Origin of the sequence: Streptomyces sp. NBC_01384, from assembly GCF_045040035.1 — a bacterium.
In the GTDB taxonomy this organism is placed as follows: domain Bacteria; phylum Actinomycetota; class Actinomycetes; order Streptomycetales; family Streptomycetaceae; genus Streptomyces.
Window position 1 is genome coordinate 1 of record NZ_CP109559.1, and the last position, 26,980, is coordinate 26,980.

The window sequence follows — 26,980 nt, forward strand, 5'->3', positions numbered from 1 at the left end:
CCATATCGCTGCGCGATATGCAAGCGAAGCGGTTCGCTTCGCTCACCGCGCCCCGGCTTCGCCGGGCAACTCCCTTCGCTGCGCTTCGGGAGTTGAGGGGGGCCGGCCGCTTCGCGTCCGGCGGGCTGCGCTGCGCGCTGCCCGGGGTTTGACGGTGTGTCAGGTGCGGCTACTCGGTTTTTTTGTACGGGAGTTGGGGAGTGCTTCGCACTCCTGGGCGGGTCCGCTGCGCTCCCCCGCCTGACGGTCCTTCCGGCTGCGCCTCCAGAACCTTGGGGCCCGCTGGCGCGGGCCAGGCTGGCTACGAGGGATGGAGGGTCGCTCGTTCGTGTCGGGTTCTAGTGTACATGCTGCATCAGATTGATGCAGCATGTATTGTTGGTAGAAACACGGGACACCCTCCAACCACCCGGACTGGGGCGTGAACCTCAAGGAGGGGTTAATGAGTGACGCTCTGTTTGATCAGGACGGTAATTCTCTTCCCGCTCCGGAAGAGGCCAGTTTCGATTCTCTTATCGGCGTGCTGGGGATGTTCTCTTCCCTGACGGATGAAATGGACCGTGAGCCGCACAGCTTCACCATCCACGGTGACGTCCTGCTTGCCCAGTACGGCCGGGTCGCGGACGTGGCGCAGTGGGTCGGGCTGGCTGCAACCGCCTTGCGGCGGGACCTCCTTGAGGATCTCGGTCGGGTTCCGGCTGCTGGCGAGCCGTCTGCGGAGTCGGCGGGGGCCGGCCTGACGCGCTTCCGTGTCGTAGCTGCGCCGACCCAGGATGAGTACCCGGGGGCGTCCACGCTGACGAGCTACACCTACGCGCGATCGGTGGAAGAGGCCGTGGCGAGGGTCCGCAAGGCGAATGAGAAGCCGGGCGGCCTGTACGGGGACAAGGGCCTGTACCGGGTGGTGGAGGTGACCGAGGAGGGGCCGTCCAGCGAGGTGCGGCGGCAGGAGGCCGCCCGCGACGACGAGGGAAACGAGGCCCCGGCGGAGCTCATCGAGCGGGTCCTGGCCGTCTGCGAGCAGCACTACGCGGCCGTGACTGGCACCAACTCCGAGCAGTGGGACAGGGAATCGGCCCGGGAGGTCGTGGGCATCGCGCTGCGGACCGTGCGCCTGGCGGAGCGGGTGACCTACCCGCAGGCGCTGGAGGCGTACCTGCGCGAGCGCCGGGCGCGGCTGGAGCGGTTGTGGCGCCGCTGCGGGCCCGGCGGCATGTTCGCGGGCGAGGTCGTTCTGATCGGCCTGCCCGGGTGCTTCGTGCTGTGCGAGAGGATTGACGAAGCCCCGCTCTGGCTCGAAGGGGTCTGGGAGGATCAAGGCCAGGATCAAATGGCGCTGGAAAGGCTTCAGGACAGCTGGCTGTACGACACGGGCGAGAGGGACGGGCGATGAGCAGGATTCCGCTCAAGAAACATCAGGTTGACCAGAAGTCGAGTTTCCGTAAGTGGGTCGGATTCCCTGCAAGGTCATCTGTTCCCCCTCAGGGTGCCCGTGGCACGATCGTGTCAGCGACCGGGTCAGGGAAAACGATCATGGCTGCCGCGTGCGCGCTGGAGTGCTTCCCCGAAGGCCGGATCCTCGTGACCGTGCCGACCCTGGACCTGCTCGTGCAGACCGCCCAGGCATGGCGGGCAGTGGGTCATCGCTCCCCCATGGTCGCGGTGTGCTCGCTGGAGAACGACCTGGTGCTCAACGAGCTGGGGGTGCGCACCACCACCAACCCGATCCAGCTCGCCCTGTGGGCCGGGCACGGGCCGGCCATCGTGTTCGCCACCTACGCTTCTCTCGTGGACCGCGAGGACTTCGAGGACCCGGCGGGTCAGGGGAAGGTTCGCGGGCCGCTGGAGGCCGCTCTGGCGGGTGGAGAGCGCCTGTACGGACAGCAGATGGACGATTTCACGCTCGCCATCGTCGACGAAGCCCACTCAACCGCAGGTGATCTTGGAAGGCCGTGGGCAGCGATCCACGACAACGCCCGCATCCCCGCCGACTTCCGGCTCTACCTCACAGCCACCCCACGCATCCTCGCCTCCCCCCGGCCCCAGAAAGGCGCGGACGGCCAGGAGCTGGAAATCGCGTCAATGGGCCAGGACTCGGAAACCTACGGGCCATGGCTGGCCGAGCTCGGGCTCTCGGAGGCGATCGAGCGAGAAATCCTCGCCGGGTTCGAGGTCGACGTCCTGGAAATCCGCGACCCCTCCCCCGTCCTCGGGGAATCGGAGGAAGCGCAGCGAGGCCGGCGCCTGGCGCTTCTGCAGACGGCGCTCCTGGAGCACGCGGCGGCGTACAACCTGCGCACCGTGATGACTTTCCATCAGAAGGTGGAGGAGGCGGCGGCGTTCGCGGAGAAGCTGCCCCAGACGGCTGCGGAGCTGTACATCAACGACGCTTCCGACGAGGACCTGGCCCAGGCCGACCGGCTGCCGAAGTCGTCCATCGACGCAAAGTTGTACGAGTTGGAAGCCGGCCGCCACGTACCCCCGGACCGCGTGTGGTCAGCATGGCTGTGCGGCGACCACCTCGTCTCCGAACGACGCGAAGTACTGCGGCAGTTCGCAGGCGGCATCGACGCCAACCACCGGCGCGTACACCGGGCGTTCCTCGCAAGCTGTCGCGTGCTCGGAGAAGGCGTCGACATCACCGGCGAGCGCGGCGTGGAGGCCGTCTGCTTCGCCGACACCCGCGGCTCCCAAGTGGAGATCGTCCAGAACATCGGCCGGGCGCTCCGGCTCAACCGGGACGGCAGCACGAAGATCGCCCGCATCATCGTGCCCATCTTCCTTCAACCCGGCGAAGACCCGGCCGACATGGTCGCCTCCGCCAGCTTCCGCCCCCTCGTCGCCGTGCTCCAAGGCCTGCGCTCGCACGATGAACGACTCGTCGAGCAACTCGCCTCCCGCGCCCTCAGCAGCGGGAAGCGCAAGGTCCACGTCCGACGCGATGAGGACGGGCGGATCATCGGGGCCGGCGGCGAGGACGGCGCGGACCAGGAGCAGGACGGCACCAACGCCGCTGCCGAGTCGGCCCTGCTCCACTTCTCCTCTCCCCGGGACACGGCGACCATCGCGGCCTTCCTCCGCACACGGGTCTACCGGCCGGAGAGCCTGGTGTGGCTCGAGGGCTACCAGGCTCTGCTGCGCTGGCGGAAGGAGAACAAGATCACCGGTCTGTACGCCGTCCCCTATGACACCGAGACGACGGTGGGCGTCACGAAGGACTTCCCGCTGGGCAGGTGGGTGCACCAGCAGCGGAAGGCACTGCGGGCAGGCGAGCTCGAAGAGCGGCGCAAGACCCTGCTGGACGCGCCGGAGGCCGGGATGGTGTGGGAGCCGGGCGAAGAGGCGTGGGAGGCCAAGCTCGCCGCGCTGCGGTCCTACCACCGGGCCACCGGGCACCTCGCTCCGCGTCAGGACGCGGTGTGGGGCGAGGGCGAGGCGATGGTGCCGGTCGGCCAGCACACGGCCAATCTCCGCCGGAAGGGCGGCCTGGGGAAGGACGCGGAACGGGCGGCGGAACGCGCGCAGCAACTGGCCGCGATCGACCCGGACTGGAACTGCCCCTGGCCGCTGGACTGGCAACGCCACTACCGCGTCCTCGCCGACCTCGTCGACGCCGACGGCAGCCTCCCCGACATCGCCCCCGGAGTGCTGATGGACGGCGACGACATCGGACGGTGGCTGGAACGGCAGACCCAACCGGGCACCTGGAAGCTCCTGTCGAGCGAGCAGCAAGAGCGGCTCTCCGCACTGGGGGTGAAGCCCACTGAACAGCCCGCCCCGGCCCCGGTAGCCGCGGGTGCGACGAAGGGCCCGAGCAAGGCGCAGCAGGCGTTCCAGCGCGGACTTGCGGCCCTCGCGCAGTGGGTGGAACGGGAAGGCCATCGGGCTGTGCCGCGCGGCCACAGCGAAGAGATCGCGGTCGATGGCGAGACAGAGCCGGTGATCGTCAAGCTGGGTGTATGGGTCTCCAACACCAAGGCCCGCCGCGACAAACTCTCGGATGCGCAGCGTGCCGCCCTCGCCGAACTGGGCGTCGGATGGGCCTGATGGCGAACGATGAGGCGTGCCGTCCTCATCTGTCGATGCGTCGAGGCGGGATCATGGTGGCGGAGGTGGGGCGGTGAGATACGGCGCGAGTTGAGCTTCAAGATCTGCGACGCGTTTGTCCAGGAAGCGATTGTTCTGGCGGGCGCTGGCCAGACGTTCTTGGTGGCGCTGGTTGTCCTGTGTGAGCTGTCGTACGTGCTGCTTCAGGCTGGTGTTCTCGGTGACGATCCGCTGAAGTGAGCCTTCGGGGAGATCGTGTTCGAGGTCGCGGATCTTGCCGAGGAGTTCTGCGATGTGCGTGCGTTGGGTGCGGATTTCACGCTGGGCCTGGGCGAGTGCGTCTTCGGCGTTGAGCGCACGTTCTCTCCAGGCGGGCTGGGTGCGACTGCCGCTTTTGGAGACTGCGGGATGGGGTCTGTCTGCGCGGGTGGCCTGCTCGATCAGGGCTCTGGCCTGCTGGTTTTGGTAGAGGAAGGTGCGTGAGACGCGGGCGGTTCGGGCGAGGGCTGCGACGGTGACGGGCGTATGGTCGCGTGCCGTGGCTGCCAGGGCGGTCTGGAGGCGTTCGAGCATCTCCTGGGTGGTTTGGCGGCGGGCTCGGACGGCCGCGTCGGTGCGGGTGCTCATGGCTGCCCTGTGGCATCCGGGTCGGGGGCCTGCAGTGCGGCAAGGTCTCGGGCGCGGAAGGCAGTGCTCCAGGTGCGGTGGAAGTAGTCCTGGGGGCGCCGCAGGTCGAGGGTGAGGGCTTCGTCGAGGATGCCGAGGGCGGCCAGGGCGTGCTCGAGTCCTCTGATGGCCTTGGCGGTGGGTTCGAAGACGGTGTGGAGGTAGTCGGCGGTGGCGTCGTCGGGGGCGTTCTCGGCGATGGAGCGCCACTGTTCGGCTTTGCGTCGCCAGTAGAGGAGGTCTGCGCCGGAGAGGACGAAGTTGTCGCAGTTCTCGCAGTCGAGTTTCCAGGGGCAGGATCCGCCGTCGACGACGGGTTGGTAGGTGCAGAATCCCCCGTCGGCGGGGGTGCTGCGGCGGGAGAGGTCCAGGGCCAGGGCGAGGGCTGTCTCGCGGTCCATGGGGGTGGTGTCGCCGGAAAGGAGTTCGCCTGGGTTGGGGGCGCCGGGCCCGGCCACCCAGACGGTGTTCAGGACGTCTTCGAGGTCGCTGTTGGTGATCTTTACGTAGTGCTCGGCCATGCGTTCGGAGAGCTGGCCGAGGTAGCGGCGGATGTGGGTGAGTGTGGCGCCGGCGCGCAGCAGGTTGGTGGCCAGGGTGTGGCGGGCCTGGTGGGCGACGTACGCGCCGCCGAGGTCGAGGCCGACGATCCAGGTCTTGAAGCGCTGGTTGAAATGGCCGTAGGAGATCGGCTGCCGGCCGTTGGGGTTGCGGACGCGGGAGGGGAACAGGGCCAGGCCGGGGCGTTCGGCGGCTGCTGGGGTGCGGCCGTAGCGCTTTTCGAAGAGCTGGAGTGTCTTGGTGCGGCGGGCATCGAGGCGGTGGTAGACGGGCTCGGGGATGCGGATGCCCTCGTTGTAGTTGCCGACCTTGGTCTGGTCGTGCCACAGCATGGCCAGACCGCGGTAGCGGCCGATGCAGTCCAGCCGCAGTCCGACGACCTCGCTGCAGCGGCGCCCGGTGGCGACGATGGTCTCCCAGATGTCCCGCAGGCCCCGGTCGTTGAGGTCGAGTTCCTCCAGGCGGCGCAGGTTGGTCTCGTCGGTCAGCGCGCGGGCGACGTCGTCGCTGAAGGGGTTGCGGGAGCGCTGTTTGAGGCCGGTGCCGCCGAAGGGGATGGCGGTCAGGAAGCCGGTGTCGATGCCGAGGCGTTCAGCGTGGCCGGCGGTGATGGCGCTGTACAGCAGCTTGCGGGCTTGATTGAAGACGAATTGGCAGCTCAGGTCCGTGACGGTAGGGGATCGTCCGTCGACCAGGACCATGCCCAGGGATGGCAGGCCGTGGCGGGCGCGGTGGCGCTGGTCGGCAACGAACCGCTCGGCGTGCTCACGGCGCAGCACGGTGGGGTCGTGGCCGGCGTCGGGGGCGTCGGCTTGGAGGAAGACGCCTAGGGCGCGTATCTGGTTTTGATCAAGGGGTGGCCCGCGCGAGCTCCTTGATCCAGATCATCGAGCCGCGCAGGTGGACTCCGGCGAGGTAGCTCTTGGGTGTCTTGTCGTAGCGGGTGGCGATGCCTCTCCACGCCTTGAGCTTGTTGATCAGACGCTCGACTGTGTTCCGCTCTTTGTAGAGCGCGGTGTCGTGGCTGACGGGCCGGCCGCCCCGGCTGCCCTTCTTCTTGCGGTTGGCGGCCTGGTCCTTCTTCTCCGGGATGACCGCCTTGATGCGTCGTTTGCGCAGGTAGGAGCGATTGCCGCGGGACGAGTAGGCCTTGTCGCCGGCAGCAGCGTCGGGCCGGGTCCGGGGGCGGCCGACCGGCCCGGGCACCCGGACTTTCTTGAGTACCGGGATGAACTGCGGGCTGTCCGCCGCCTGGCCGGCGGTCAGGACGAAGACCAGCGGGCGGCACTTGCGGTCGGCGGCGACGTGGATCTTGCCGGTCTGCCCGCCCCTCGAGCGTCCGAGCAGGGCTGCTTTCAGGCGGGCCTTGTGCCGGCGCCGGATACGTCGCCGTTCCTCCCGCTCGGGATCAGCTAAAGCACCCTGCCCGTCTTGTCCTTCCGGACTGCCACCTTTTGGCGGGCATTCTCCTCCTCGGCGGCCGCCTTCTCCAAGGCGGCCATGACCTCTTGACCGAGGTGCATCCCGGCAGCGTCGTGGTGAGCCCGGGCGGTGGTGGAATCCACACTGACCAGGGACAAGTCCACCTCACCCCGCTTCGCGGCCTCCGCGATCATCCCCTCCAGAAGCGCCTCGAAGACCCCGGCGTCCCGCCACTGCCGGAACCGGTTGGACACAGTCGTCCAGGCGCCGAACTCACTCGGCACCTCACGCCACTGCGCACCCGCCCTGAACCGCCAGATCACTCCCTCGAACTGCTGCCGCAGCCGCTCCGGGTACGGACCCCGCTCGCCGACCGGCAGGTACGGCTCGATCAACGCCCACTCGGCATCAGTCAGTTGCGCACGCGTCATACACGACGATCTACCGGATCCACCCCACCGCGCGGGCCAGATCCGGCAGATTGATCGAAACCAGATACGCGCCCTAGTTCGACGGCGGCGCGGCGCATCTGGTCGAAGGGGCCCCGGGTGCGGGGGCACTGCGGGGAACGGAGCCACTCGGCGAGATGGTCCCAGAGCAGGTCGCGCAGCCACCGCTGGGGAACGGTGGTGATGTCGAAGAGGCTCTGGGCGTTCTTGAAGCGTCGTCCGAAGTGATCGGTCTCCAGGAAGCCGGCGTCCTTGGTGTCCGAGGGGCTGTAGTAGACGCAGCGCAGGCCGTTGACGACTTCCCAGATGATCTTGCGGACCTCGGAGTCCATCTGCTTGCGCGTCAGGTCTTTGTAGCCTCCGTCGTGCAGGTCCATCAGGGACGTGATGCTGCCTCGCCAACAGTGTCTGACGAGATTCCTGATGCCGTTGGTGGTCCACTCGGAGTGCTGTGCGGACTGGGCATGGGCATGCAGGCCCCACTGGATCTCGGCCCGCAGCAGCGGAGGCAGGCAGTGGAGGTTGACCAGCCCTGGCTGCGTGACCGGCTCCGCAGTGGCGCACCAGGCACGGAATGCCTCCTCGTCGCCGTAGGTCACCGGGAGCGGCCGGCCGTCCTTGAGGGGGCCGCGTGAGTTGTGCGACCGGGCGTCTCCAGAGCGGTTGTCGATGTTGTACCGGTTCAGGTGCTGCAGGCACAGCCCCAGTGAGGTGCAGGCCAAAAACGGGCACCGCGCCGTGCACAGGCCGTAGCCGGGAAGCGGGTGCTGTGTACGGGCCCAGGGCTCGAACCGGTCTTGATCCATGCCGGCGGCCTCGCCGTACTGCCACCTGGTCTGGTGCTGCTGGCACAGCCGGGTGGTGGGGCTGATCGCCGGGCGGTCGGGGCAGATCAGGCACCGGCCGTAGTCCACTCCCCGCGCGGCGGGCAGAGCGGTGGCTGCGTCCATGAAGGCGCGCTTGGTCTGCCCCGTCCGCTCGGCCTGCTCCCACTCCAGGTTGTGCGTGTTGCACAGGTTGTGGCTGACCCGGCGGATGCGCTTGCAGCCGTCAACGGCGCACTGCCAGGCGTAGACCGGGTGTTGAGGCGGGATGAAGATCAGCGTGTCGCGGAAGAGCGGGTCGAATGCGGGAGCAGTGATGAGGGCCGTGAGCAGTTCGAGCCGGTCGCGGCCGACGCGGGTGGTGTCGGTGCGGCCGGGCAGCAGCGTCAGCTGGATCATGGCTGTGTCCCCCACACCTGCTCCAGCGCTGCGGTGAAGACCGGGTCGTGGACGTCCACGTGGCCGTAGACCTGCTCGACAGTCGTGGCCGAGGCCCAGCCGCCGGCATCCCGCGCGATCACAGCGTTGCCCCGTGCGGCGTCCAGCACCGCGGTGGCGAAGCTGTGCCGGAAGGCGTGCGGGACCACCCGGCCCATCTGACCACGGGCCGCGGCCCGGCGCAGCATGCCCCGGGCTGCGGCCGTGGTCCACGGCTGGCTGCGGGAGGGGCCGTGCAGGCTGACCAGGAGCATGCCGTGAACGGACTGGGCGGGGTACTGGGTGGTGATGTACTCGAAGTAAGTGTGGATCATCGCCGGGCTCGCCCGGCGCACCGTCCCGCCGCACACAGCGTTGTCCTGCCAGGTCCAGGGCGTCTTGGTCTTGGCCCGGGCCCGGTTGGCGTTGTCCTCACGGTGGCAGATGTGCACGTGCGGCCCCCGGCATTGACCGCACGCGGCCTGCTCGCGCAGGTGCAGGTCGACCAGACGCAGCCCGCACAGCTCACCGATCCGGAAACCGCCGTCGGCCAGCCACGTGACCACCATCCGGTCCCGCGCGCACGACACCGCCCCCAGCAGCAGATCCCGGGCGCCTTCCGGCAGCATCTTCGGGTGCCGACGCATCTGTTCGGCGGGCGCGAGCGGGTTGGCCGGCATGCTGTGCAGGACGTGCCCGAGCATCGCCCGCCGCCTATCCGCCCGCGTCGGCAGCCGGGTCACACGCAGCGCCTCCGCCAGTGCGGAGTTCACGCCGTGGGTGCCCAGGTGAAGGTAGAAGCCCTTCACACAGGCCGCCGCGCCCTTCAACGCGCTGTGCCCGTACGGGCGTTTGTTCTCCCGCCACGGCAGCCCGAACGGCCCCGGATAATCCGCTCCCAAAGCCGCCATGTAATGCCGCAGATCCCCAAGCGACACTGCTCCTACGTCCAGGCCCGCGAACCGCAGCCACCGCAGATGATCCACCAGCACATACGCGTATGTACGGTCCGTACCCGCCGCGCAGGTACGCAGGAACCCGTCCGCCTCCGCCACCACCGAACAGTCCGTGTCCACAACCGTGTAGGAAACCCGCCCGTCCCCACGGACGATCTCCTGCACGCGTAACTCACCCACCACCAACCGACCACCCACCCGCGTGCCGCCCCCTCAGACCAAGGACCGCCCCACCGGCGGCGCCCTCGCTCCCGAGTCCACACCCCTCCCCCACTCCCGCAGACCACTCCACGCGAACGTCACACACACCCACGTGACGGTTGGTAAAGTCGCAGATGATGAGGTCCCAGCGGGCGAGGTGGTGGTCGCGGTGGGCCTGTTCGACCTTCTCCTGTGACTGGTAGGTGCAGAAGACGTTCAAAGGTCCGAAGGCCGCGGCCCCGGCAGCGTGGTGGGCGAGTTCCTCGGCCGAGCCGATGCGCAGGACGCCGCCGGGCAGCACGCCGCGAGCGTCCTCGTGGCAGATGGTGAGGTAGAGGCCCCGGCGGCCTTCGCGGTGCCAGACCTGCGCGGTCTGGTAGAGCAGCTGGATGTTGGGGGCGAAGAGCACCACGTTGCCGAGGGGGGCGATGCGGTGGGCGACGTGGAGTGCGACGAGGGTCTTGCCGGTGCCGGTGGCCATCACGACGCTGACGCGGGCGTGGTGATCGAGGAAGGCTGAGACGCTGTTGTCGACGGCGACGGCCTGGTGGCCACGCAGCGCCGTGGCGAGCTGGTCTTCGGATACGGTCCCGGGCACCGGCTTCCCCCTTGTGATCGTGTGCCTGGGACCTCATGGTCGGCACACGAGGGGGTGTCTGGTCTTGCTTTCGCCGGCTGGTTCACCCTTTCGGGGATATCCGGCGGGCGGGGAGGTTCTCGCGGCGCGGTACACAGCAGCATGGGGAAATGCCGGGCTGCTGCGGCAGCGTTCATCGCCGGAGTTGGGGGCAGCGGAGGTGGACGGACAAGTAGCGGGAGCTTCTTGGCTGTTCGGGCCCCGCAGGCCGCTGCCGGTGCGGGTAGCACCGTTGCGGGGCGAGTCGACGGGCAGTTTCGTCAACCGGCTGGCGCACGGCCAGGGACTGGAGTTGGAAGAGCTGCTGGAGCGCGTGGGCTTCGGTCAGGCGTCCCGGGATCCGGTGCGGGTGCGGGCCTATCCCTCCACCACCGAGATGTACGTCAACCAGCGGGGGCTTGAGTATCTGGCGGTGCTGTGCGGGAGCACCGCGTCGGCGCTGCAGGAGGTCCTGCCGAGCACGGCGGCCGCGCATCTGCTGCAGCAGACCGAGACCACCAAAGCGGTGTGGAAGTGGCCGTGGCTGCCGCGCGAGGGACACCTGGTGCCGCTGTGCGGGACGTGCGCCGCCGCCTGCGGGGTGCGGGAGACGGCATGGATGATCAGCGCGGACCGCTGGGACGCACCTTCCGGACACCGCACGGTGGGTGCGCCGGGCCTGGAGGCTGAGGCGGTGCCCATGGCGCCGCTCGTGCTGATGCCGGAGGCTGCGGCCGTGGCGGCCCGGCTGGCCGCTTTCGAACACGCGGGCAGGCGGGACGGGCAGGCCCGTACGCGGTGGATGGAGGAGCTGCGGGGCGAGATGGACCTGTGGGGCGTCGACTTCTCGGTCGGCCGGCTGGCGTTGATGGACTGGCTGCAGCGGCACAGCACCCCCGCCGGCCCGGCACCGGATACCGCCTGCGGGACGGCCGGGGTGCCGCGAGAGCTGCGGCTGTCGCCCGGGCATGAACGGGCGGCGCAGCCCACCGAGGTTCTCGCGGCGGCGTCGTGCCTGCCCTGGCGGCTGGGACAGCCGGCATGCGAGATGTGACGCCCGGCGGCAGGACACTGCCGCCTGCGCAAGGCGCCCTTACGACAGAACCCGGAACAGGCGGTGGTGTTCTGGCCGGACAGACGTGCGCAGCAGTGCGGCGCCGCGGCACGGGACGGGAGGCATGAGCACGGTGGAGGATCCCGGCGGCCTTCTGGAAGACGAGGCGGCGGGGGGCACAGAGCAGGATGTCGTGGCCCTGTACCGCGAGCCGTACGGGCCGGTGCGCGCGTGCGGTGCGGTGGGGCTGCGGGGGCTTGCGCTGGAGGAGTTCGGGCGGTCAGCGAGCCGGTGCCCTATCGGGGCCGCAAGGGCGTCATCACCTATTGGCCGGTGGTGAGCAGGGAGCAGACGGTGGTGTGCGCCAGCCTGCGGCAGTGGCGCCTCGCGGTGGAGCTGGACTTCGAGCCGGCCTGGGTGGCCTTCAGTGCCAGCCCGGTGGAGCTGCGGTGGCGGGCAGGAGGCCGGGCGCACCGCTGGCGCCCGGACTTCGTGGCGCGCACGTCCGGCGGCGTGCGCCTGGTGCTGGTACTGAAGCCGCCTGGCGGGGAGAGCCTGCCCGCGGCGAGACTTCAGGTCCTTAACGCGGTGGCACGGGCGGCCGGGTGGCGGGTGCGGCAGGTGCGTGAGCCGTCGGGTGTGCGCGGGCGGAATCTGGGATGGCTGGCCGGTTACCGGTTCGGTGTGGGCGACGAGGACGGCCGGGGGCAGGCGCTGCTGGAGGCGTTCAGAGAGCCGACGGGCCTGCGGGCGGGCGTGGCGGCGAGCGGCCTGCCCGCGCTGACAGGCCTGGACCTCGCCTACCGGATGCTCTGGCAGCGGCGGTTGCTGTTCGACGCCTGCCGGCCGCTGCTGCCCGACGCCACGGTCTGGACGGCCTGAAGGACACGAAGGGGCGCGCATGGCGGAAACACGTGGGGCCGGCTTGAAGAGCCGCTGTCCATCGGGGCGCGGGTGCGCTGGCAGGAGTGCGAGTGGGAGGTGGTGGCGTGGCAGGGGCCGCAGGTCACGCTGGTGCCGCAAAACGGCGAGGAAGCGGAGGCGCCCCGGGCGGTGTCGTACCGGTGGCTGGTGTGCGGGGAGGATTTCGCCGTCCTCGACACCGGCCGTGCTCCGGCCGTGGGCGGCGCAGTTCTGCGCGGGTGGGAAGGGCAGGAGGGGCGGGAGGAGGCAGCACTGTGGCAGGCGCGCATGGTGGAGATCGACACCGGTCTGGCCCCGGGCCGAAGCGAGCATGCGCGGGGATTCGGGCCGGGGACGACGCTGGCCCAGCGGTGTGCCGCGATGTCGGCGCGGCTGGCCGCCGACGGCATCCGCTGCTCCGCCCACACGCTCGCCGACAAGCGGCGCAAGTGGAAAGCGGCCGGAGAGAACCCCGTCGTCCTGCTGCCCGGGCAGCGGGACAGACGGCCGGGGGGCTTTATCGACCCGCGGTGCCTGGCCGCCATGCAGGAGGTGGTGACCCGGCGCGCACGCGAGTAGTCGGACGTGACCATCGAGCTGATCCGCGAGGAGGTGGAGGACCTCCTGCGCTCGCGGTACGGCGACGAGTTCGACGACCCGGCTGCCGCGGCGGCCCTGCTGCCCTCCCGCTCCACCTTCTACCTGCGGATGAAAGAGTCCGGCCTGGCCGACGTCCTGGCCGGGCCGGCGCGGGCCCGCGCCGCGCTGGCCTCCACCCCGCCCCTCCCCCACGGCGGGCGCGAAGCCGTGCTGCGGCCGGGGCAGGTCACCCAGGCCGACACCACGCCCCTGCGGATCCTTGCCTGCGGCGACGACGGCGAGCCCGTCTCCACGGAGATGACCGTGCTGATCGACGTGGCCAGCCACAGCATGTGCGCGCTGATGATCACGCCCAGCCGTGCCGGGGGCGCCGAGAGCGGACGGGTGGGCCGGGCGATGCGGGGACTCGACCTGACCCTGATGCTGGCGCAGGCCTTCGCGCCCTGGCCGGTGATGCCCGGCTGGGACCCGCTCAGCGCGGCCGCCGCCTCCAGCCTGCCGTTCGGGGCGCTCAAGGCGGCGGACGAGCGGTTCACGAACGCCACGGCCGCCCGCCCGGTCATCCGTCCCGAGTTGATCGTCTACGACCAGGGCAGCCCTTATGCGAGCGATCATTTCACCGAGGTCTGCGACCGGCTGCGCATCGCCCGCCGCCCGGCACGCAAGAAAACCCCGGCCGACAAGCCGCTCGCCGAGCACTTCTTCATCACCCTCGCGCACCGCTTCAGCCAGTACGTGCGGCACGGCTGGCAGGGCCGCAGCCACAAAAGACGCGGGCGCGCCATCGACCGCATGCCGCTGTACACCATCGCCGAACTCCAGCAGATGGCACAGGAATGGGTAGCTCTGGACTACCAGCAGACCCCCGATGCGGGGCTGCGTGACCCGTTCAGGCCCAGCATCGCGTTGTCCCCCAACGACATGTACGCCGTGCAGGTGGCCCGCAGCGGCTACCGGCCCGTGCCCCTCTCCCCCGCCCGAAGCCGCTTCTTCCTGCTGGCGCGGTGGGTCACCCCCGGCAAGAGCGGCTTCATGATCAACCACCGGACCTACCAGCCCACCAGGCAGGACGCCGGACACTACCGCGAGATCCTCCTGCGCGGCGGCTCGAAACTGCCCGGCCGAGGGGACAAGTGGGAATGCCGCTTCAACCCCTACCGTCCCGAGCGGGTGTGGCTCTATGACCACACGGCGGGCACCTGGGTGACCTGCGACTTCCGGCTGCGGCACCTACTGGGCGACCCCTGGACCGCGGACATGTGGCAAGAGCACGCCGAGCAGCACCAAGCGGCCGGCGGCAACGAGCAGGACGAGGAGACGATCACCCTGTCCCTGGCGCAACGGGGCAGGCGGCGACGCTCCGGCCAACCCCCACCGAAGCGCACCGGAACCCCACCACCATTCCAGGGACTGGAGTTGGAGACCGAACAGCCGGCCGAAGATCCCTACGCCGGTCTCGAAGCGTTCGACCTGTCGACACTGCGGCCCTACCCGGCGCTGCCCATCTCTCCCCTGGCTCCCCCGCCCTTGCCCGTCCTGCCGGCGCCGCCCAGCGCAGACAGCGCGGAAGAGCCGCCGGACAGCGAGTGGGCGCCGCACCCGCTCGCAGCGCTCTTCCCCGCCGGCGGCAACAGTCCGTCGGAGGTCTTGGCGGCCGGGACACCGCCGGCTTCCGGCGATGTCGTCGAGGCGGACGAGGTCGTCGAGGCGGAACTCCTCGACGACTTCGATCCGGACGGCGTGGAGGACGCAGGCGACGGATGGGACTCGTACATGCCCGGGGACAGAGGTCCGTGAACGACACAGTCGCAGGCCGGAGGGGGCGGGCACGTTTCCGCCCAGGAACCGGCCTGCCGGAAGAAGGGCGGGGCGAGGACCGTGACGAGCGAGAAGAGCGATGAAGGCATCCGTGGAGCTGCGCGACAGGCGCGAGGCACGCCTGCGCCAGCAGTTGAAGGACACCCCGATGCGTCCGCTGCCGCTGTTCCAGCTCACCGGCTGGAACCACTTCGTCGACGAGCAAGTGGAGCCACCAGTGCTGGCGGCGGACAGCCCTCCCTCTGCGGACAGGCGCAAGGACGAACAGGCCATCGCCTATCACCGGCATCTGCGGATGGTGCCCACCGACGCGATGACCCACGTGCAGAACATGGTCGTCGAGGCGGTCCACCTCAACAGCGGGCGCCGTGACGGCCTGATGGACCATGTCATCGACGGACCCGCGGGAACCGGAAAGACCTGCCTGCTGCGGGCGATCGGGCGCACCGCCCAGAAGGAGATCGAAGCCGCCGCGAACGGCAGAGCGCCCAACCAGATCCCCGTGGTGCACATCACCACCCCCGCGGACCCCGAGTCCAAGGTGAACTGGATCTGGGAGATCGCCTCCTACCTGGGTCTCCAACCCGAGCCGAAGAGCATCGCCGAAGTCCTGGACATGCGCCGGCACCCGGACCTGACCTTGCCGGTCAACTACATCCTGGAGACGACACAGACCCGCCTGCTGCTCATCGACGACATCAACCGCGCCTCCCCGCAGCAACTGGCAAACGTGCTGCCCTACTTCGACTACCTGCGCGACAAACTCGGCGTCTCGCTCATCTTCTGCGGCACCGGCGCCAGCCACCTGATGCACCAGGCCCGCATCCTGGCCCGGGACCTGACCCGCATCAGCGAAGAGGACCGGGTACGCCTGGCACAGGCGGGCCGTCCGACGGCGACCGCCTCGCCCTCGCCCACCGCCCTGCTGCCCGTCACCTGGCTGCACCCCCTCCCCCTGGATACCGAGGACCCAGAGACCTTCCGGAAAGTACTGGCAGGCTTCGAAGCCGACCTGCGCCTGCACCGGCTCGAGGAACACGCTCTGACCAAACACGCTGTCGAACTGCACCGGCGCACCGGCGGCTACTTCAAAGCCCTCACCTACGTCATCTCCACCGCCGCCGTCGCGATCCGCACCGGCAGCGAGAACATCACCCTCAAAGAAATCAACGCCGCAACAGCCCAACTCGGCTGAACCGTGAGCCGCCCGTGCCCACCCGGCGGATGCCGCCAGCAGGGCGGGCGGGTGCGTTCCTGTATGTGGGCCTTGGCACGCGGCACACAATGACCGGCCATACACGACAGACCGGCTGTCAGTTCGGCGAGGGGCCCAGCAGGTCCCAGGGCGACGGTGATCTGGGGTTCTGGGACGGGCGCTTGCCACCGGGATTGCCGTCGGGGTGCTGGTTGATCCAGGACAGGCCACCGAGGTCGAGCTGGTGGCGGGCGCGGGTGACGGCGACGTAGGCGAGGCGGGCCTCGGCTTCGTCGATGCCGCCGGGCAGCGGGTCCCCGTTCTCGTCGGTCTCTTCCTGGTCCACGGGTTCGGTGAAGTCCTCGCCGATGCGGACGGAGGCCCATTCGCGCCCCTTGGCCTTGTGAGCGGTGGAGACGACGATTTCGGCGCCCTGCTCGACGGCAAGCTTGTCCACCGCGCCCAGGATGACGTCGACGCCGTGTTCGTCGACGAGATCGACCAGCGGCAGCAGATCCCGTCCGGAAGGGTCGTATTCGGCGTACTCCTGGAGTTCGCCCCAGGAGTCAAAAAGGATCAGTTCAGGGTGGGTGCTGCGTTTGCCGGCCTTCAGGTCACGGGCGGCTCTCGCGAGGGCCCGCAGGGATTCCCCGCCGCCAACCAGGGCGACGCGGCGGCCCTCATCGAGCAGGCTCATGACTTCGAGCATCGCGCCGACGTTGGAGCGGCACAGGATCGCGTCCGGCTGCTCGACGCGCTCCAGCCGGGTGTTGATCGCGTCCGTGCCGGCCAGGCGGATCGGGGCATCCACGATGCCCAGCCACCGGTTGGCCTCCTCAGCGAGCGCGGGGCCGAAGCGGAACGACTGGGACAGCGCGCGCTCGGTGCCCTCGAAGCTGCTCATCACGTCCCGCGCGCCGCGCCAGCCGTAGATCGCCTGGGCTGAGTCGCCGACCATCACCAACTGGGCGTGGCCCCGCTGGTCGTTGAAGACCTTCTCGACCACGGGGTTGGTGTCCTGGGCCTCGTCCAGGAGCAAGAAGTCAGCGTCGATGCGCGGCTGGGTAAGGGCCCAGTGCTTGAGGTAGTGGTCGTGGTCGAACCGGACGACTCCTTCCTCGGGGTTCTGCAGGTCCTTCCATGCCCGGTCCGCGTACGGCAGGACGAGGTCGACGAGCTGGGCGTGGAGATGTTCGGCCTCGATACCGCGCAGACGCGGGACGTGGTAGCGCTGGATGGCCAGATCCGCGGACTGGCAGAAGCGGGTGACAGTCCGCAGCACGGTGTAGGAGAGGGCCTTGTTCGTGACATTGCGCTCGCCGATCCGCACACGCATGTTGATGCCGATGCCCAGGGCCGCGCCGGTCTTCCACCCCGGGACGCGGGGCGCGTCCATCCGGTTCTTGAAGCGGTGCCCGAGGGCGGCGTACGCGAGCGCGTGCATCGTCTTGCACAGCACGTTGCCGGGGAACTTACGGGAAGCCTCGGTAGCGATGGCCTTGTTGAAGGCGATGTACCGGCCCCGCTTGCCGGTACCGGCGGCGATCATCGACAGAGTGGTCGTCTTGCCGGTTCCGGCGCCGGCCTGCAGGACCAGGTGATCCCCACGCCGGAAGGCGTCGACGGCGCCGCTCTGCTCGGCGGTGGGTGCGGGCATGATGCTCCTCAAAAGGGCGGGTGCGGCCTCATAACGCAATCGCAAGGTGACACACAGAGACAGCCGGTGTCCGGCGATCACCAGATCCACGCCCGCTACGCGGAGGCGGACCGGACAGCAACCTGGTTCGCGTCGCTGGCCGGTTACCAGCTCTCGCGCTGGCCGCGCTCGAAGGACACGGCCCTGGGGGCGGCGTACGCACCCGGCAGCCGATGCATCTTAAGAGGCAGTCAAGGGTCGTCAGGGCGCTGTGGGCGGGGGCTGCGCGGTCTGGGACCGTCCCCGTCCCAGCCAAACCGCATGCGCGGCCGTGGCAACTGCTGCCCACCCACGCCTAGGGTGTCGTGCCCGGTGACTGCAGGATCGGGTTCCAGGCGAACCAGCCCAGGTTCCCGGCGCCCAGTTCCCACGGGGACTCCAGCAACCGTTTCCGGGTTGCCTCCAGGTCCGCGGTGACGGCAGCCGGAGCGGGACCAATACGGGTCATCAAGTCGCCCCGCGCGTGCCAGAACTCCTCGTCCTCGCCGCGCAGCCGGCGCATCGCCGCTTCCACGCAGGCAGGCCATCTCGGCATCCCGTAGTGGTCGTCGCGGGCCCCGAGCCAAGGAGCGCCGGCGAAGACAAGGAAATCATCCGGCAACAGTCTCTGCTCGAAGTGCCCGAACATGTCGATGCGCTGCTTCACATGCTTCTTGATCTCTCCGAGGAATCCCCAGCCGAAGTCCGTCAGAGTCCCCTCGCAGCCCGGCCAGACCATGTCCCGGTCCAGGACCAGGTCCTCCAGCGCATAGAGACGGAACTGGTCGTCGGAACCCAAGACATCGAACGCCTGCCGGGTGAGCCAGGTGTTGCGGGCGAACATCGTCCCGTCGTGCAATGCCTTGCGCCGGCCGGTCGGCCGGGAGGCATGCGCGTCCTCAATCGGGCCGTTGCGCCACACGGACCGGACCAGCCCATGAGCGGCTGCCCACCGCAGCCCGTCCTGCGCTGCGAAGACGCCCATCTCCTCCAGACGCCGCCGTCCCCAGTCCAGCGCATCCTGGGTGTCCCCGTCCGCCGGCTCCCGTTCCCCCACGATGCCCGCTCCCCCGCTCCACGCTTCGGTGTTCCTGCCCGACCGCGCCGCAGCGCCCGCAGGAGGAGTCAGATCGTACGCGGCACCACCGACACCTCCGTGCCGTCATCTGCGACAGCCGCGGCGTCCGCCGGGCCGCTCCCGGACAGCCCCGACCGCTGGAAGGCTGCGCCGAGCGCGTGCAGTTCAGCGCGGCGGGCCAGCAGTAGTTCCTCCGGCGAGCGCAGGGCGGTGTCCAGGAGCCACACCCCGCAGCAAAACGGCTGGAAGCCGATGCTCTCCCGCAGCGCGGCGATCTTCTTCTTCGCCTGGCGGCGATAGGCCTCGGTGACCTGCTCGCGGTCCTCGGGGTACTCGCCCATGGCGGGGAACACCGCTACCGCGCAACAGCCCCCGGACAGGCGGCGGATCGCCTCAGCGGCCAGCACCGGGCCCAGCCCGAAGCCCCTCCACGCCGAGTCGAGACTGACACGGTCGAGGATCAGCAAATCACCGACGGGATGTGCGACCGCCTTCTCGAACGCGGCGCTGTAGCCCGTGCGTCCGCAACGGCCGAGGACGGCGGAGGCAATGACCTCGAGATCGCCGGACTCCGCATCTGCTGCCTCCCACCGGCTGTCGCCGGTGTAGTCACGCAGCCTCCACAGGGGGGGCGCACCTTCTCGGCCGCCGGCGCGGCCAGCTCCTCCAGCAACTCGCTGGACAGACCGTTCTGCGACACAGGCATCGACTTCACGTCGGCACCCTCGGCGCTCTCACCGGCCACGGCAAGCGACACACCGTCAGCGGCCTCAATCAGGTGATCCGTCGTCGTACTCATCAGGTGACTCCTTCGGGGAAGTACACACCTGATTCATGGCACTCCCTCGTCAGTGGAGTGCGTCCGAGAGGCGGGTGAAGCTGTGGCCGGTGGCCAGCAGCTGGGGGACAGCGGCGGCGATGCCCCGGGCAGTGCCGCCCCGGGGGTGGTTCATGTGGCAGATGACGATGGATCCGCCGGGGGCGGCAGCGACGGTGGTACGGACCTGTCCGGGGGTGAAGGTGGCGCCGCCGTCGCCGTTGACCGAAAAGCTGACGAAGCGTTCTCCCAAGGCGGTGACGATCCGTGCCGCAACGTCGTCGCAGTAGGCGGTGCCGGACCGGAAGAAGCGTGGCGGTGTGCCCAGCAGCCGGGTGAGCTTGGTTTGATTGCCGGTGATCTCGTCGTAGACCTCGGCGGCGCTGCGGGTGCCGGGGATGCCGTAGGCGGGGCGCCCTGTGACCGACAGCGGGCGGTGCCGGGTGCCGTGGTTGGCGATCTCGAACAGCGGCTCGGCGGCCAGCCGGCGGAAGATGGCCGGGTTGGCGTCGATCCAGCGGGAGTTGATGAACAAGGTCGCCGGTATCTCCCGTTTACGCAAGAAGTCGATCAACGTACGGTCGTAGTCGCTGCCGCCCGGGCCGCCGCAGGCGTCGAAGGTCAGCGCGATCACGCGACTGGCGGTCGGCAGCGCGTGGACCACGGTGGGTGCGTCGAAGCCCCAGGTGTGCGGCACTGCGTGCCCGTAGCGGGCCACGATGTCGGCGCGGGTGACCACTCGTGACGCGGTGGGCGCGGTGGCCGACGGGCTGGAGCCCGGGATGCTCGTGCCGGTTGCGATCGCTGCGGGTGCGGAGGATGAACCGGTGACGGACGCGCTGCCGTTGGCCGCGCTCTTGGGGCCAGCACAGCCGGCGAGCACGCCTCCCGCCATGGCCGCCAGCACTGCCCGGCGACTGGGTGTCATCCATTCCCCTTGCCCGAAGATCATCGACGGGACACCCCGCTACGGGAACCGTACGCGGTGGAAGAGGCGTGATCAGTAAGACGGCGGCAAGGGTTCGCCAACAATCCCTTGTGGATCATTTGCCGTGCTGGTCGCGGGGCCCAGGAGGCGGACGGCGGACGGTAACTCGGATGCAGCGAGAGGGAAAGCGGAGCCAGCGAGTCACACATCGAGGTCGGGAGAACGGGCTCTGTGCGCTGCACGTCCCGGCAGCCTCCGGCCGCGTCTTCGACGATCGGCACCCAGCCGGAGCTCTCCGCCCAGAAGAACCACCGGTCACCCAGCCGGGATGAGCAGCCGGATCCCGCCGCGTCGCCGCAGGCCGGTCCCGTGCGCCAGGAGAAGTCCGGCACCAGCCGCTTCCCGTCGAAGTCCTGCCAGTCCCGGTATGTGTGCCCGGACACACCGACCGCGATCAGTACCTGGCCGTAAGAGGCAGCAGTGCAGCCGGTAGCTGGTAGCCAGCAGCCCAACTGCCCACACAGCCGCAACACGGGCATTCTGGCGCCGGCGGGCGCGGTGGGCCCGACCGCCGAGCAGACGGCCCGCACCGGCCACCGCACAAGACCGTCGACCTCGACTTCAACCCCGCCCAGGGCACCAGCCTCCGCGCCGACAACTACCAGAGCCACGCCCGGATGGACGTCGACCTCAACCCGGAGGTCCTCCTCGGAGTGACCTTCGTCGGCTGCAGAATCAGCGAACTGCTGCACTACTCGACCATCACCGTCGCCGGCAAGGTCCCGCTCATGCACCTGAAGCACGCGATCACCTGCCTCCCGACCGCCAGCCAGATCCGGCTCCTCCCCGCCGCCTGCCACCGAAACTGAGCCGCTTTCCAACAGGCCACTCCGAGCGGTCGGCCCTCCGCCTCTCCGCCAAGCCGTGGAAGAAGACTTCATCCCAGTCCCGGGATTCCTGGTGGATCACGTCGCCGATCAGGGTCTGGCTGACGAGGTCGGCAGCGCGGTGGCAGTTGGTGAACCGGTGCCTCGACAGGATCGGGTCATCGGTCCACGGCTGGGGCCAGCCGGCCAGGCGCGCCTCATACAGGGTCTGCCGGGCTGAGGTGAAACGCCAGTGCGTGTCCGAACGCCGGCGTCTTACGTGAGCGCCGCCGTCCGGCCCCGTGCGCGTCTCCTGGCGACGCCGCAGTCTTCGTCGCCGGTGCTGCACACAAGCGTGGACCAACCAACAGGCGAGACCCATGCAGGGATCACGCACGGCAGGCGCGGGCAGCGGGGTGAAAAGGAAGCAAGCCCCGCCTCCGGAGTATCGGAGGCGGGGCTGTGTGGAGCGCCGGGCAGGCCTTGCACCTGCGTCTCCCCGCAGGAAGCGGGACGTCTTTCCTTGGACCACCAACGCCAGGCTCACCGCCGGAAGTCCGGGCGGGAAGCTCAAGATCAATGATAACGCAGCCACAGCCCCCCATCATGCGGCGGCGAAGGAACCGGACAACTGCCATTCCTGGCACCGTCTGGGTCCTCGGGCGCTCACACCAGCGGAATGGTGACTTCGTCCTCGACCGGCGGATCGAGCTCCTGTGCGCGGTTCCCGGTGGCCGCGAAGCAGCGCAGCCGGACCGCCTCCGGGGTGACGTCCAGGCGCAGGAAGCACTTGAAAAATGGCGGGCTGTAGGTTGCCGAGCTCGGCGAGAAGAGCTGGGTGTAGATCTTCCGCACGGGGAGGCGGAAGCGCGAGGTGCGGTCGGGGCGGCCGCCCGCACCCAGCAAGCTCGCGATCAGACGGGTGCGCCAGGTGATGGGGACGGGCGGACCCTGGGTGCGAATCGGCTGGATGCCGAGGCGCTCGGCGACAATGGCCGACGCCTCGGCCTCGGTGAGGGTGAACAAGCGGCGCAGGCGGAGTCGGCGTCCGTAGAGCCTGCTGTAGAACGCGAGGGAGTCGCCGCGCAGCGGGTAGCAGCGGAAATCCTGCTCGGTGACGTTCGCGACGGAGACGCGGGGAATGGTGTGCGTGGCGTGCATGAAGGCGCCGCCGCCGCCCGACACCACGTACTGGATGGTGCGGCCGTCCACCTGCACCGGGTAGCGCTGGTAGTTGTGGATGTCGCCGCCTATTGCCGCGAGGTAGCGGTGGTTGGGGTCGCGGACGAGGTCGTCGACGGTGCCGCCGCCTTCGATGGGGCAGGGGTGGTGTTCGCCGTCCACGTACAAGGGTGAACCGGTGACGAGGATCTTGGGGAGGGGTCCCTTGGACACGTCGCGCAGCCATGCGCCCTGCTCGGCGTCGATGGTTCCCAGCAGTCCCGTGTCGATGCCGATGATCCGCACCGGCCCGGCGTCGATGGCCCAGTAGGGGCCGGGCTGGACGGCCTGTTGGGCTGGCGAGGACCTCAACTGCCGTGCTTCGGTGAGGTGTTGCCCGTCCGACGGGCGTGGCTGGTGCCACAGCAGCGACCGCAGCCAGGCCCGCGAGAGGGGGCGCGGCGCGGGCTGAGGAGCGAGTGGCGGGGCGTCGTCGCAGAAGACGCGCATGAAGCCGCCGAGGTCTTCGTACCAGTCATGGTTGCCGGGTATCGCGTATATGGGTGCCTGGTAGTCCTGGTACGGGCGGAAGAACTTCGTGCCGTAGTCGTCCGCACTGCCGACGGGGTAGATCACGTCGCTGGCGATGACGGCGAATTTCGTTCCCTGGCTGACCTTCAGGAAGCCGGGAACGACGGCGTATTGGGGATCGTCCCCCTCGCCGGTGTCTCCGACGACCATGAAGGAGAACCGGTCTGGATCGTCACGCCGGATCACCTTGGCGGCGGGCGCTCCGGCGGCCGTCCGCTGTGCCACCCAGCGACTGCGTGTGTGGCCCGTAGGATCCCCGAACCAGGAAGCCAGCACGCCGTTGCGCGCGGCCCACAGGGTCTTCGGGCTGAGCCATGAGAGCTTCTCGACCTGGTGCGGCATGAGGTGCTTGTACTCGCCGTGTTCCAGGGTGCCCCAGCCGGCGCCTTCGGCGGTATCGCGTGAAGAGTCAGACACCGGTGAACCGTAGCAACGATCCTGGAACGGGCGAGGAAGGGTGCGTCGCGACATTGTCATCTCTGCGTGCCCCAAGGGGACGAAGACGTCGGGTTCGTACGTCAGCCCGTGGTCGCGCTCGGCGGCATCGCCCCGGTCCGTCTTCCTTTCGTGGCCGCGCGGCGACGTCTTGTCGTCGGCCTGAGTCCGCCCGGAAACGGCTGTGAACCGTTCCGGGTTTGATCGAGGCTCTAGGTTGTGACTGTGATCTGTCGAGGTCGCTGCGGCTGTGCCGGCTGTGGTCAGCGCCTTTGGGGGGGGTGGACAGCACCAGGTCGGCGTCCGCGCGGGCGGAGGTCTCCCAGGCCACCACCCGGCGGGAGAAGGGGCTGTTCGGGTTCGCGAGTGTTCCGGGCTTGATCACCCGTGTCACCGACCACGCTCGCGGGGTGCCGCTCGCCGCCAGCGCCAACGTATCCGCCTCCAACATCGCAAACGCCCTGGGCGCCTGGCTCGGCGGCTTCGCCATCAGCGTCGGCCTGGGCTATACCGCTCCGCTGTATGTCGGCGCCGCCATCGTCCTGATCGGGCTCGCCGTGATGTTGGTTGCCGCACGTCGATCGGGTCGCTCAGAGCCGGTCCACCCGGAACAGCGGCCCCGGTGATCGAGCGGCCCGCCGCGCAGCAGGCCCTTGATCACGCCGAGGTACTCCTCGTCGGCCGGCGCGGGCCGGGCGTACGGCGAGCCGTGCCGGGCCGCGACGAAGGGTGGCTCGGCAGCCCCTGGCGCCCATGACCGGCGTGTGTCCGGTCAGTGTGCCGCCGCGTGAGCGGCGCTCTTCTCGTACTGTTCCGCCGGTGCGGGCGAGTTCGCTCACGACCGCGCAGTTCAGCCGCTGACGAGAACGGTCGCGTACCCGCGGGCCGACGTCCGCGTGTGAGTCAGCAGGCTGACCAGCGGGATCACGTTCGGGGCGGGAGGGGTTCCGCCATGGCCGTGCGCCTACTTGAGCTCGGCGTCGGTGTAGTAGCCGCCCGCGACCAGAACGTTCTCGTAGTTGGTCTTGTCGACGCTCGTCGGCTGCAGCAAGTAGGCGGGCACGACCTTGGCGCCGTTGTTATAGGTCCTGGTGTCGTTGACCTGTGGCTGCTTGTCGTTGAGTATGTCGTCGATCATGCTCGAGGCGACGTCGGCGAGCTGGCGGAGGTCCTTGTAGATGGTCTGCGTCTGCTGACCCGCGATGATTGACTTCACCGAGGCCAGTTCGGCGTCCTGTCCCGTGACGACCGGGAGGGGCTTGCCGACGGAGCCGTAGTCGTGCAACTTCAGCGCAGACAGGATGCCGATGGAGATGCCGTCGTACGGTGACAGGACCGCGTCGACCTTCCTGCCCTGGTACGACTTGGCGAGGACGCCGTCCATGCGCTTCTGCGCGGTGGCGCCGTCCCAGCGCAGGGTGGTGACCTGGTTGAGCGCGGTCTGGCCGGACTGGACGACCAGCTGCTTGCTGTCCAGGTACGGCTGCAGGAGGTGCATCGCGCCGTTGAAGAAGTATTTGGTGTTGTTGTCGTCGTCGGAGCCGGCGAACAGCTCGATGTTGAACGGGCCCTTGCCGTCATCCAGTCCGAGCTTGTCGATGATGTAGCGGGCCTGGAGCCGGCCGACCTGCTCGTTGTCGAAGGAGGCGTAGTAGTCGACGTTCTTGGTGCCGAGGATGAGCCGGTCGTAGGAGATCACCGGGATGTGCGCGGCGGCGGCCTGCTGGAGCACGTTGTTCAGCGACTTGTTGTCGATGGCCGCGACGATCAGCGCACTGACGCCCTGCGTGATCAGGTTCTCGATCTGTGAGACCTGGGTTTGCGGGTCGTTCTCGCCGTAGACCAGCTTGGTCTTGTACCCCTTGGCCTGCAGGTCCTTGACGACGTTGTTGCCGTCGGTGATCCAGCGCTCGGAGGCCTGGGTCGGCATGGCGATGCCGATCGTGCCGCCCTTGGAGCTGCCCTTGCTGTCCTGGCCGCAGGCGGACAGGGTAAGGGCGAGGGAGGCAGCTCCGGCAATGGCGGCGAGGGCGGCTCTGCGGTTGCGCATGGTGATCGTTCCTTGTTCTTCTCGTCGTTGAGAGAGATGACGGCGTATCAGATGTCTATGGGAAGGCGGTGGAGCGGGCCGGGCAGCCGGCGAGCAGGTCGAGAGCGAGTCGGCCGCGTCGTGTCCAGGATCAGGTCCCGCAGATGGGTGCCGTAACGGGTAGATCCCGGAGTGCCCTGGACAGCCCGAACCCCAGGCGGAGCGGTGCGCTGCGGCGGATCCGCTCGGCAACCTCGTAGATCCGCACGTAGCCCCCGAGGTCGTCGGGGGTCTTGGTGCACATCTCCATGGGAATGAACTGCCTGTGGTTCTGGCGAGGTGACCGATTGTCAGGTCATCAGCACATTACCGGGGTTGACGCTCAGGAGCCTCGGTGTCTCGCAGATCGTCCGATCGGTGCGTCGGTGTGGCACGGCATCCGGGTCTTGCCGAGTCTCGTGCTCCCTTTGCCGGTGCGCACCTGAACGCACGTCAGGTTGCGCCACGGCGTTACGGCCGCGCGTGTGCCGACTCCGGTGATGCGCAAGGCAGTTGCCTTTCAACCGTTCGAAATGTCGTCACACGTTCGGAACGTTGGCGTGACACTAAGAGGGGGGGTGCGGGGTGTCAACCGGGCAAACAGGTAACGGTTCCAGAAAGGTGCTGGAGATCGCTTTCGGTCTCCAAAAAAACCTTTACGGCGGCGCCCGGTACTCCACCCGGACTTCTGCATTCCTCCGGGTCAATCGCCTGGCGGTCGGGGGCGTAGCGGGGGCACGGCGGCTGCGGGACGGACTTGGAGAAGCTGTCCCACAAACGTGTGCCCGCGCCGTATGCAGTGGCAGCGTCGGGCACGTGCTTGGTGGCGACGCCTTCATCGGGACCGGTTCACCGCATGGTCGCGACATGCAGGAAGACACGCCACCCACGAGTGAGGCCGACCAAGCCCTACTGGGGTTCTGTGGTTTGACGAGAAGGGCTGCGAGGTTCTGACCTGTATCGACGGCGCTTCAGGGCTGGTGGGCCGGCCCGGGGTCGTGGAGGACGAGGGCTTGGCCTCCTTCGCCGGGCTGCTGCGCGACTCCCACGACGCGACCGCGGACTTCCGCCCGCCGGACGGAGCGGCCTGGGCAACCGGTCCGGCAGTGCCCGCCGCCGGTGACGTCATCCGCCATGGCGGCTTCGGTCCGTGGAACGTGGCGCGGCAGGGATACCGGCCTGTGGGAATCATCGACTGGGACTTCGCCCGCCCGGCGGCGCGTCTGCATGATGTGGCCTACGCACCGCAGTACATCGCCCCGTTCCGGGACGATGCCGAGTGCATCCGCCGGCCGCGCTTCCCGTAACCGCCCGACCGCCGTCACCGCCTGGAACGGTTCTGCTCCGCCTACGGCTTGTCCTGCGTCGAGGGCATCGTCGATGCCGTCGTCGGCGGGCAACAGGGTGCGCCCGACCCGCAAGGGCCAGACGCAGTCCAGATGTCGGCAGTGTGTCACCGCCGGTGACGCCGCATGCGGGCTCTGCCCAAGGACCGGCCCGGACTCGTCCGCGCTCGTTACCGCTTCCGCCCCTCGGGGCCACGCGACAACCCAGGATCGATCCTCAAGAGTTCCAGAGACGCTTTCACGGTCGGCGAGGGCGAGCAGCCGCGGCCGGGGCAGGTGCTCGCCC

General features: G+C 69.1%; 24 protein-coding genes, 1 tRNA gene and 2 pseudogenes. 12 read left to right on the forward strand and 15 right to left on the reverse strand.

Features of this window, described 5'->3' with window-relative positions; translation table 11 throughout:
- The first annotated feature begins 421 nt into the window (after positions 1-421).
- Positions 422-1,393 (forward strand): hypothetical protein, encoded by a 972-nt coding sequence (locus OG747_RS00005; RefSeq protein ID WP_405876516.1) that lies wholly within the window; start codon positions 422-424, stop codon positions 1,391-1,393.
- A complete protein-coding gene (locus tag OG747_RS00010; RefSeq protein WP_405876518.1) occupies positions 1,390-4,047 on the forward strand; it encodes a Helicase associated domain protein in 2,658 nt (885 codons plus the stop codon). The genes OG747_RS00005 and OG747_RS00010 overlap by 4 nt, the downstream gene beginning before the upstream one ends.
- Positions 4,048-4,098: 51 nt before the next feature.
- On the opposite strand, the gene OG747_RS00015 is transcribed toward OG747_RS00010, so the two are convergent.
- The 6 genes and pseudogenes from OG747_RS00015 to OG747_RS00040 all read right to left on the reverse strand — a co-directional run bounded on the left by OG747_RS00015 (position 4,099) and on the right by OG747_RS00040 (position 10,141).
- Positions 4,099-4,674 (reverse strand): DUF6262 family protein, encoded by a 576-nt coding sequence (locus OG747_RS00015; protein WP_405876520.1) that lies wholly within the window; start codon positions 4,672-4,674, stop codon positions 4,099-4,101.
- Positions 4,671-6,053, reverse strand: coding sequence for a tyrosine-type recombinase/integrase (locus OG747_RS00020; RefSeq protein WP_405876522.1), 1,383 nt, complete (start codon positions 6,051-6,053; stop codon positions 4,671-4,673). The genes OG747_RS00015 and OG747_RS00020 overlap by 4 nt, the downstream gene beginning before the upstream one ends.
- Positions 6,054-6,123: 70 nt before the next feature.
- Positions 6,124-7,127 (reverse strand): annotated as a pseudogene (locus OG747_RS00025) (IS5 family transposase).
- Entirely contained in the window at positions 7,124-8,368 is a 1,245-nt protein-coding gene (locus tag OG747_RS00030; protein WP_405876524.1) for a hypothetical protein, read from the reverse strand. Before OG747_RS00030 ends, OG747_RS00025 begins: the two are co-directional and overlap by 4 nt.
- Positions 8,365-9,507, reverse strand: coding sequence for a tyrosine-type recombinase/integrase (locus OG747_RS00035; protein WP_405876526.1), 1,143 nt, complete (start codon positions 9,505-9,507; stop codon positions 8,365-8,367). The genes OG747_RS00030 and OG747_RS00035 overlap by 4 nt, the downstream gene beginning before the upstream one ends.
- 7 nt (positions 9,508-9,514) lie before the next feature.
- The gene (locus OG747_RS00040) at positions 9,515-10,141 is read right to left on the reverse strand and encodes a DEAD/DEAH box helicase (protein WP_405876529.1); all 627 of its coding nucleotides are present in this window, start codon (positions 10,139-10,141) and stop codon (positions 9,515-9,517) included.
- A gap of 256 nt (positions 10,142-10,397) precedes the next feature.
- On the opposite strand from OG747_RS00040, the gene OG747_RS00045 reads away from it, so the two are divergent.
- The 5 genes from OG747_RS00045 (at position 10,398) to OG747_RS00065 (ending at position 15,729) form a co-directional block, all read left to right on the forward strand.
- Positions 10,398-11,213: a TniQ family protein gene (locus tag OG747_RS00045; RefSeq protein ID WP_405876531.1), complete on the forward strand. Its 816-nt coding sequence runs from the start codon at positions 10,398-10,400 to the stop codon at positions 11,211-11,213.
- 291 nt (positions 11,214-11,504) lie between these two features.
- Positions 11,505-12,095: a hypothetical protein gene (locus OG747_RS00050; RefSeq protein ID WP_405876533.1), complete on the forward strand. Its 591-nt coding sequence runs from the start codon at positions 11,505-11,507 to the stop codon at positions 12,093-12,095.
- A gap of 72 nt (positions 12,096-12,167) precedes the next feature.
- The gene (locus tag OG747_RS00055; protein ID WP_405876535.1) at positions 12,168-12,695 is read left to right on the forward strand and encodes a hypothetical protein; all 528 of its coding nucleotides are present in this window, start codon (positions 12,168-12,170) and stop codon (positions 12,693-12,695) included.
- Positions 12,696-12,701: 6 nt separating this feature from the next.
- The gene (locus tag OG747_RS00060; RefSeq protein ID WP_405876537.1) at positions 12,702-14,513 is read left to right on the forward strand and encodes a transposase; all 1,812 of its coding nucleotides are present in this window, start codon (positions 12,702-12,704) and stop codon (positions 14,511-14,513) included.
- A gap of 100 nt (positions 14,514-14,613) precedes the next feature.
- Entirely contained in the window at positions 14,614-15,729 is a 1,116-nt protein-coding gene (locus tag OG747_RS00065; protein ID WP_405876539.1) for an AAA family ATPase, read from the forward strand.
- A gap of 118 nt (positions 15,730-15,847) precedes the next feature.
- Here the strand turns inward: OG747_RS00065 and OG747_RS00070 are convergent, their stop codons facing one another.
- The 4 genes from OG747_RS00070 to OG747_RS00085 all read right to left on the reverse strand — a co-directional run bounded on the left by OG747_RS00070 (position 15,848) and on the right by OG747_RS00085 (position 20,227).
- Entirely contained in the window at positions 15,848-17,386 is a 1,539-nt protein-coding gene (locus OG747_RS00070) for a UvrD-helicase domain-containing protein (protein ID WP_405876541.1), read from the reverse strand.
- A 334-nt stretch (positions 17,387-17,720) separates the two neighbouring features.
- Positions 17,721-18,461 carry a hypothetical protein gene (locus OG747_RS00075; protein WP_405876543.1) on the reverse strand — a complete coding sequence of 247 codons (741 nt, stop codon included), beginning with the start codon at positions 18,459-18,461 and terminating at the stop codon, positions 17,721-17,723.
- Between the two features lie 68 nt (positions 18,462-18,529).
- Positions 18,530-18,949 carry a hypothetical protein gene (locus OG747_RS00080; RefSeq protein ID WP_405876545.1) on the reverse strand — a complete coding sequence of 140 codons (420 nt, stop codon included), beginning with the start codon at positions 18,947-18,949 and terminating at the stop codon, positions 18,530-18,532.
- A gap of 381 nt (positions 18,950-19,330) precedes the next feature.
- Entirely contained in the window at positions 19,331-20,227 is an 897-nt protein-coding gene (locus OG747_RS00085) for a polysaccharide deacetylase family protein (protein ID WP_405876547.1), read from the reverse strand.
- A 231-nt stretch (positions 20,228-20,458) separates the two neighbouring features.
- Here OG747_RS00085 and OG747_RS00090 point away from each other — a divergent pair, with 231 nt between their 5' ends.
- Together OG747_RS00090 and OG747_RS00095 are read left to right on the forward strand one after the other, a co-directional pair.
- A complete protein-coding gene (locus OG747_RS00090; protein ID WP_405876549.1) occupies positions 20,459-20,698 on the forward strand; it encodes a hypothetical protein in 240 nt (79 codons plus the stop codon).
- Positions 20,699-20,904: 206 nt separating this feature from the next.
- Positions 20,905-21,096, forward strand: coding sequence for a hypothetical protein (locus tag OG747_RS00095; RefSeq protein WP_405876551.1), 192 nt, complete (start codon positions 20,905-20,907; stop codon positions 21,094-21,096).
- Here OG747_RS00095 and OG747_RS00100 read toward each other — a convergent pair.
- From OG747_RS00100 to OG747_RS00110, 3 genes are all read right to left on the reverse strand, one after another.
- A complete protein-coding gene (locus OG747_RS00100) occupies positions 21,035-21,475 on the reverse strand; it encodes a nucleotide kinase domain-containing protein (RefSeq protein ID WP_405876553.1) in 441 nt (146 codons plus the stop codon). The two genes, OG747_RS00095 and OG747_RS00100, sit on opposite strands and share 62 nt — an antisense overlap.
- A gap of 83 nt (positions 21,476-21,558) precedes the next feature.
- Positions 21,559-21,631, reverse strand: a tRNA-Arg gene (locus tag OG747_RS00105).
- A gap of 128 nt (positions 21,632-21,759) precedes the next feature.
- Positions 21,760-23,262, reverse strand: a complete 1,503-nt coding sequence (locus tag OG747_RS00110; protein WP_405876555.1) for a metallophosphoesterase family protein — start codon at positions 23,260-23,262, stop codon at positions 21,760-21,762.
- Positions 23,263-23,561: 299 nt separating this feature from the next.
- Here OG747_RS00110 and OG747_RS00115 point away from each other — a divergent pair, with 299 nt between their 5' ends.
- The gene (locus tag OG747_RS00115; protein ID WP_405876557.1) at positions 23,562-23,906 is read left to right on the forward strand and encodes a hypothetical protein; all 345 of its coding nucleotides are present in this window, start codon (positions 23,562-23,564) and stop codon (positions 23,904-23,906) included.
- Complete coding sequence (locus tag OG747_RS00120) at positions 23,903-24,037, forward strand: hypothetical protein (RefSeq protein WP_405876559.1); 135 nt, start codon at positions 23,903-23,905, stop codon at positions 24,035-24,037. Before OG747_RS00115 ends, OG747_RS00120 begins: the two co-directional genes overlap by 4 nt.
- 207 nt (positions 24,038-24,244) lie before the next feature.
- On the opposite strand, the gene chvE is transcribed toward OG747_RS00120, so the two are convergent.
- Positions 24,245-25,330 (reverse strand): multiple monosaccharide ABC transporter substrate-binding protein, encoded by a 1,086-nt coding sequence (gene chvE, locus OG747_RS00125; RefSeq protein WP_405876561.1) that lies wholly within the window; start codon positions 25,328-25,330, stop codon positions 24,245-24,247.
- 88 nt (positions 25,331-25,418) lie between these two features.
- Positions 25,419-25,622, reverse strand: a pseudogene (locus OG747_RS00130) (hypothetical protein); the annotation flags it as partial.
- 739 nt (positions 25,623-26,361) lie between these two features.
- Between OG747_RS00130 and OG747_RS00135 the strand changes: the two are divergent.
- Positions 26,362-26,655 (forward strand): phosphotransferase, encoded by a 294-nt coding sequence (locus tag OG747_RS00135; RefSeq protein WP_405876563.1) that lies wholly within the window; start codon positions 26,362-26,364, stop codon positions 26,653-26,655.
- Positions 26,656-26,980 lie beyond the last annotated feature (325 nt).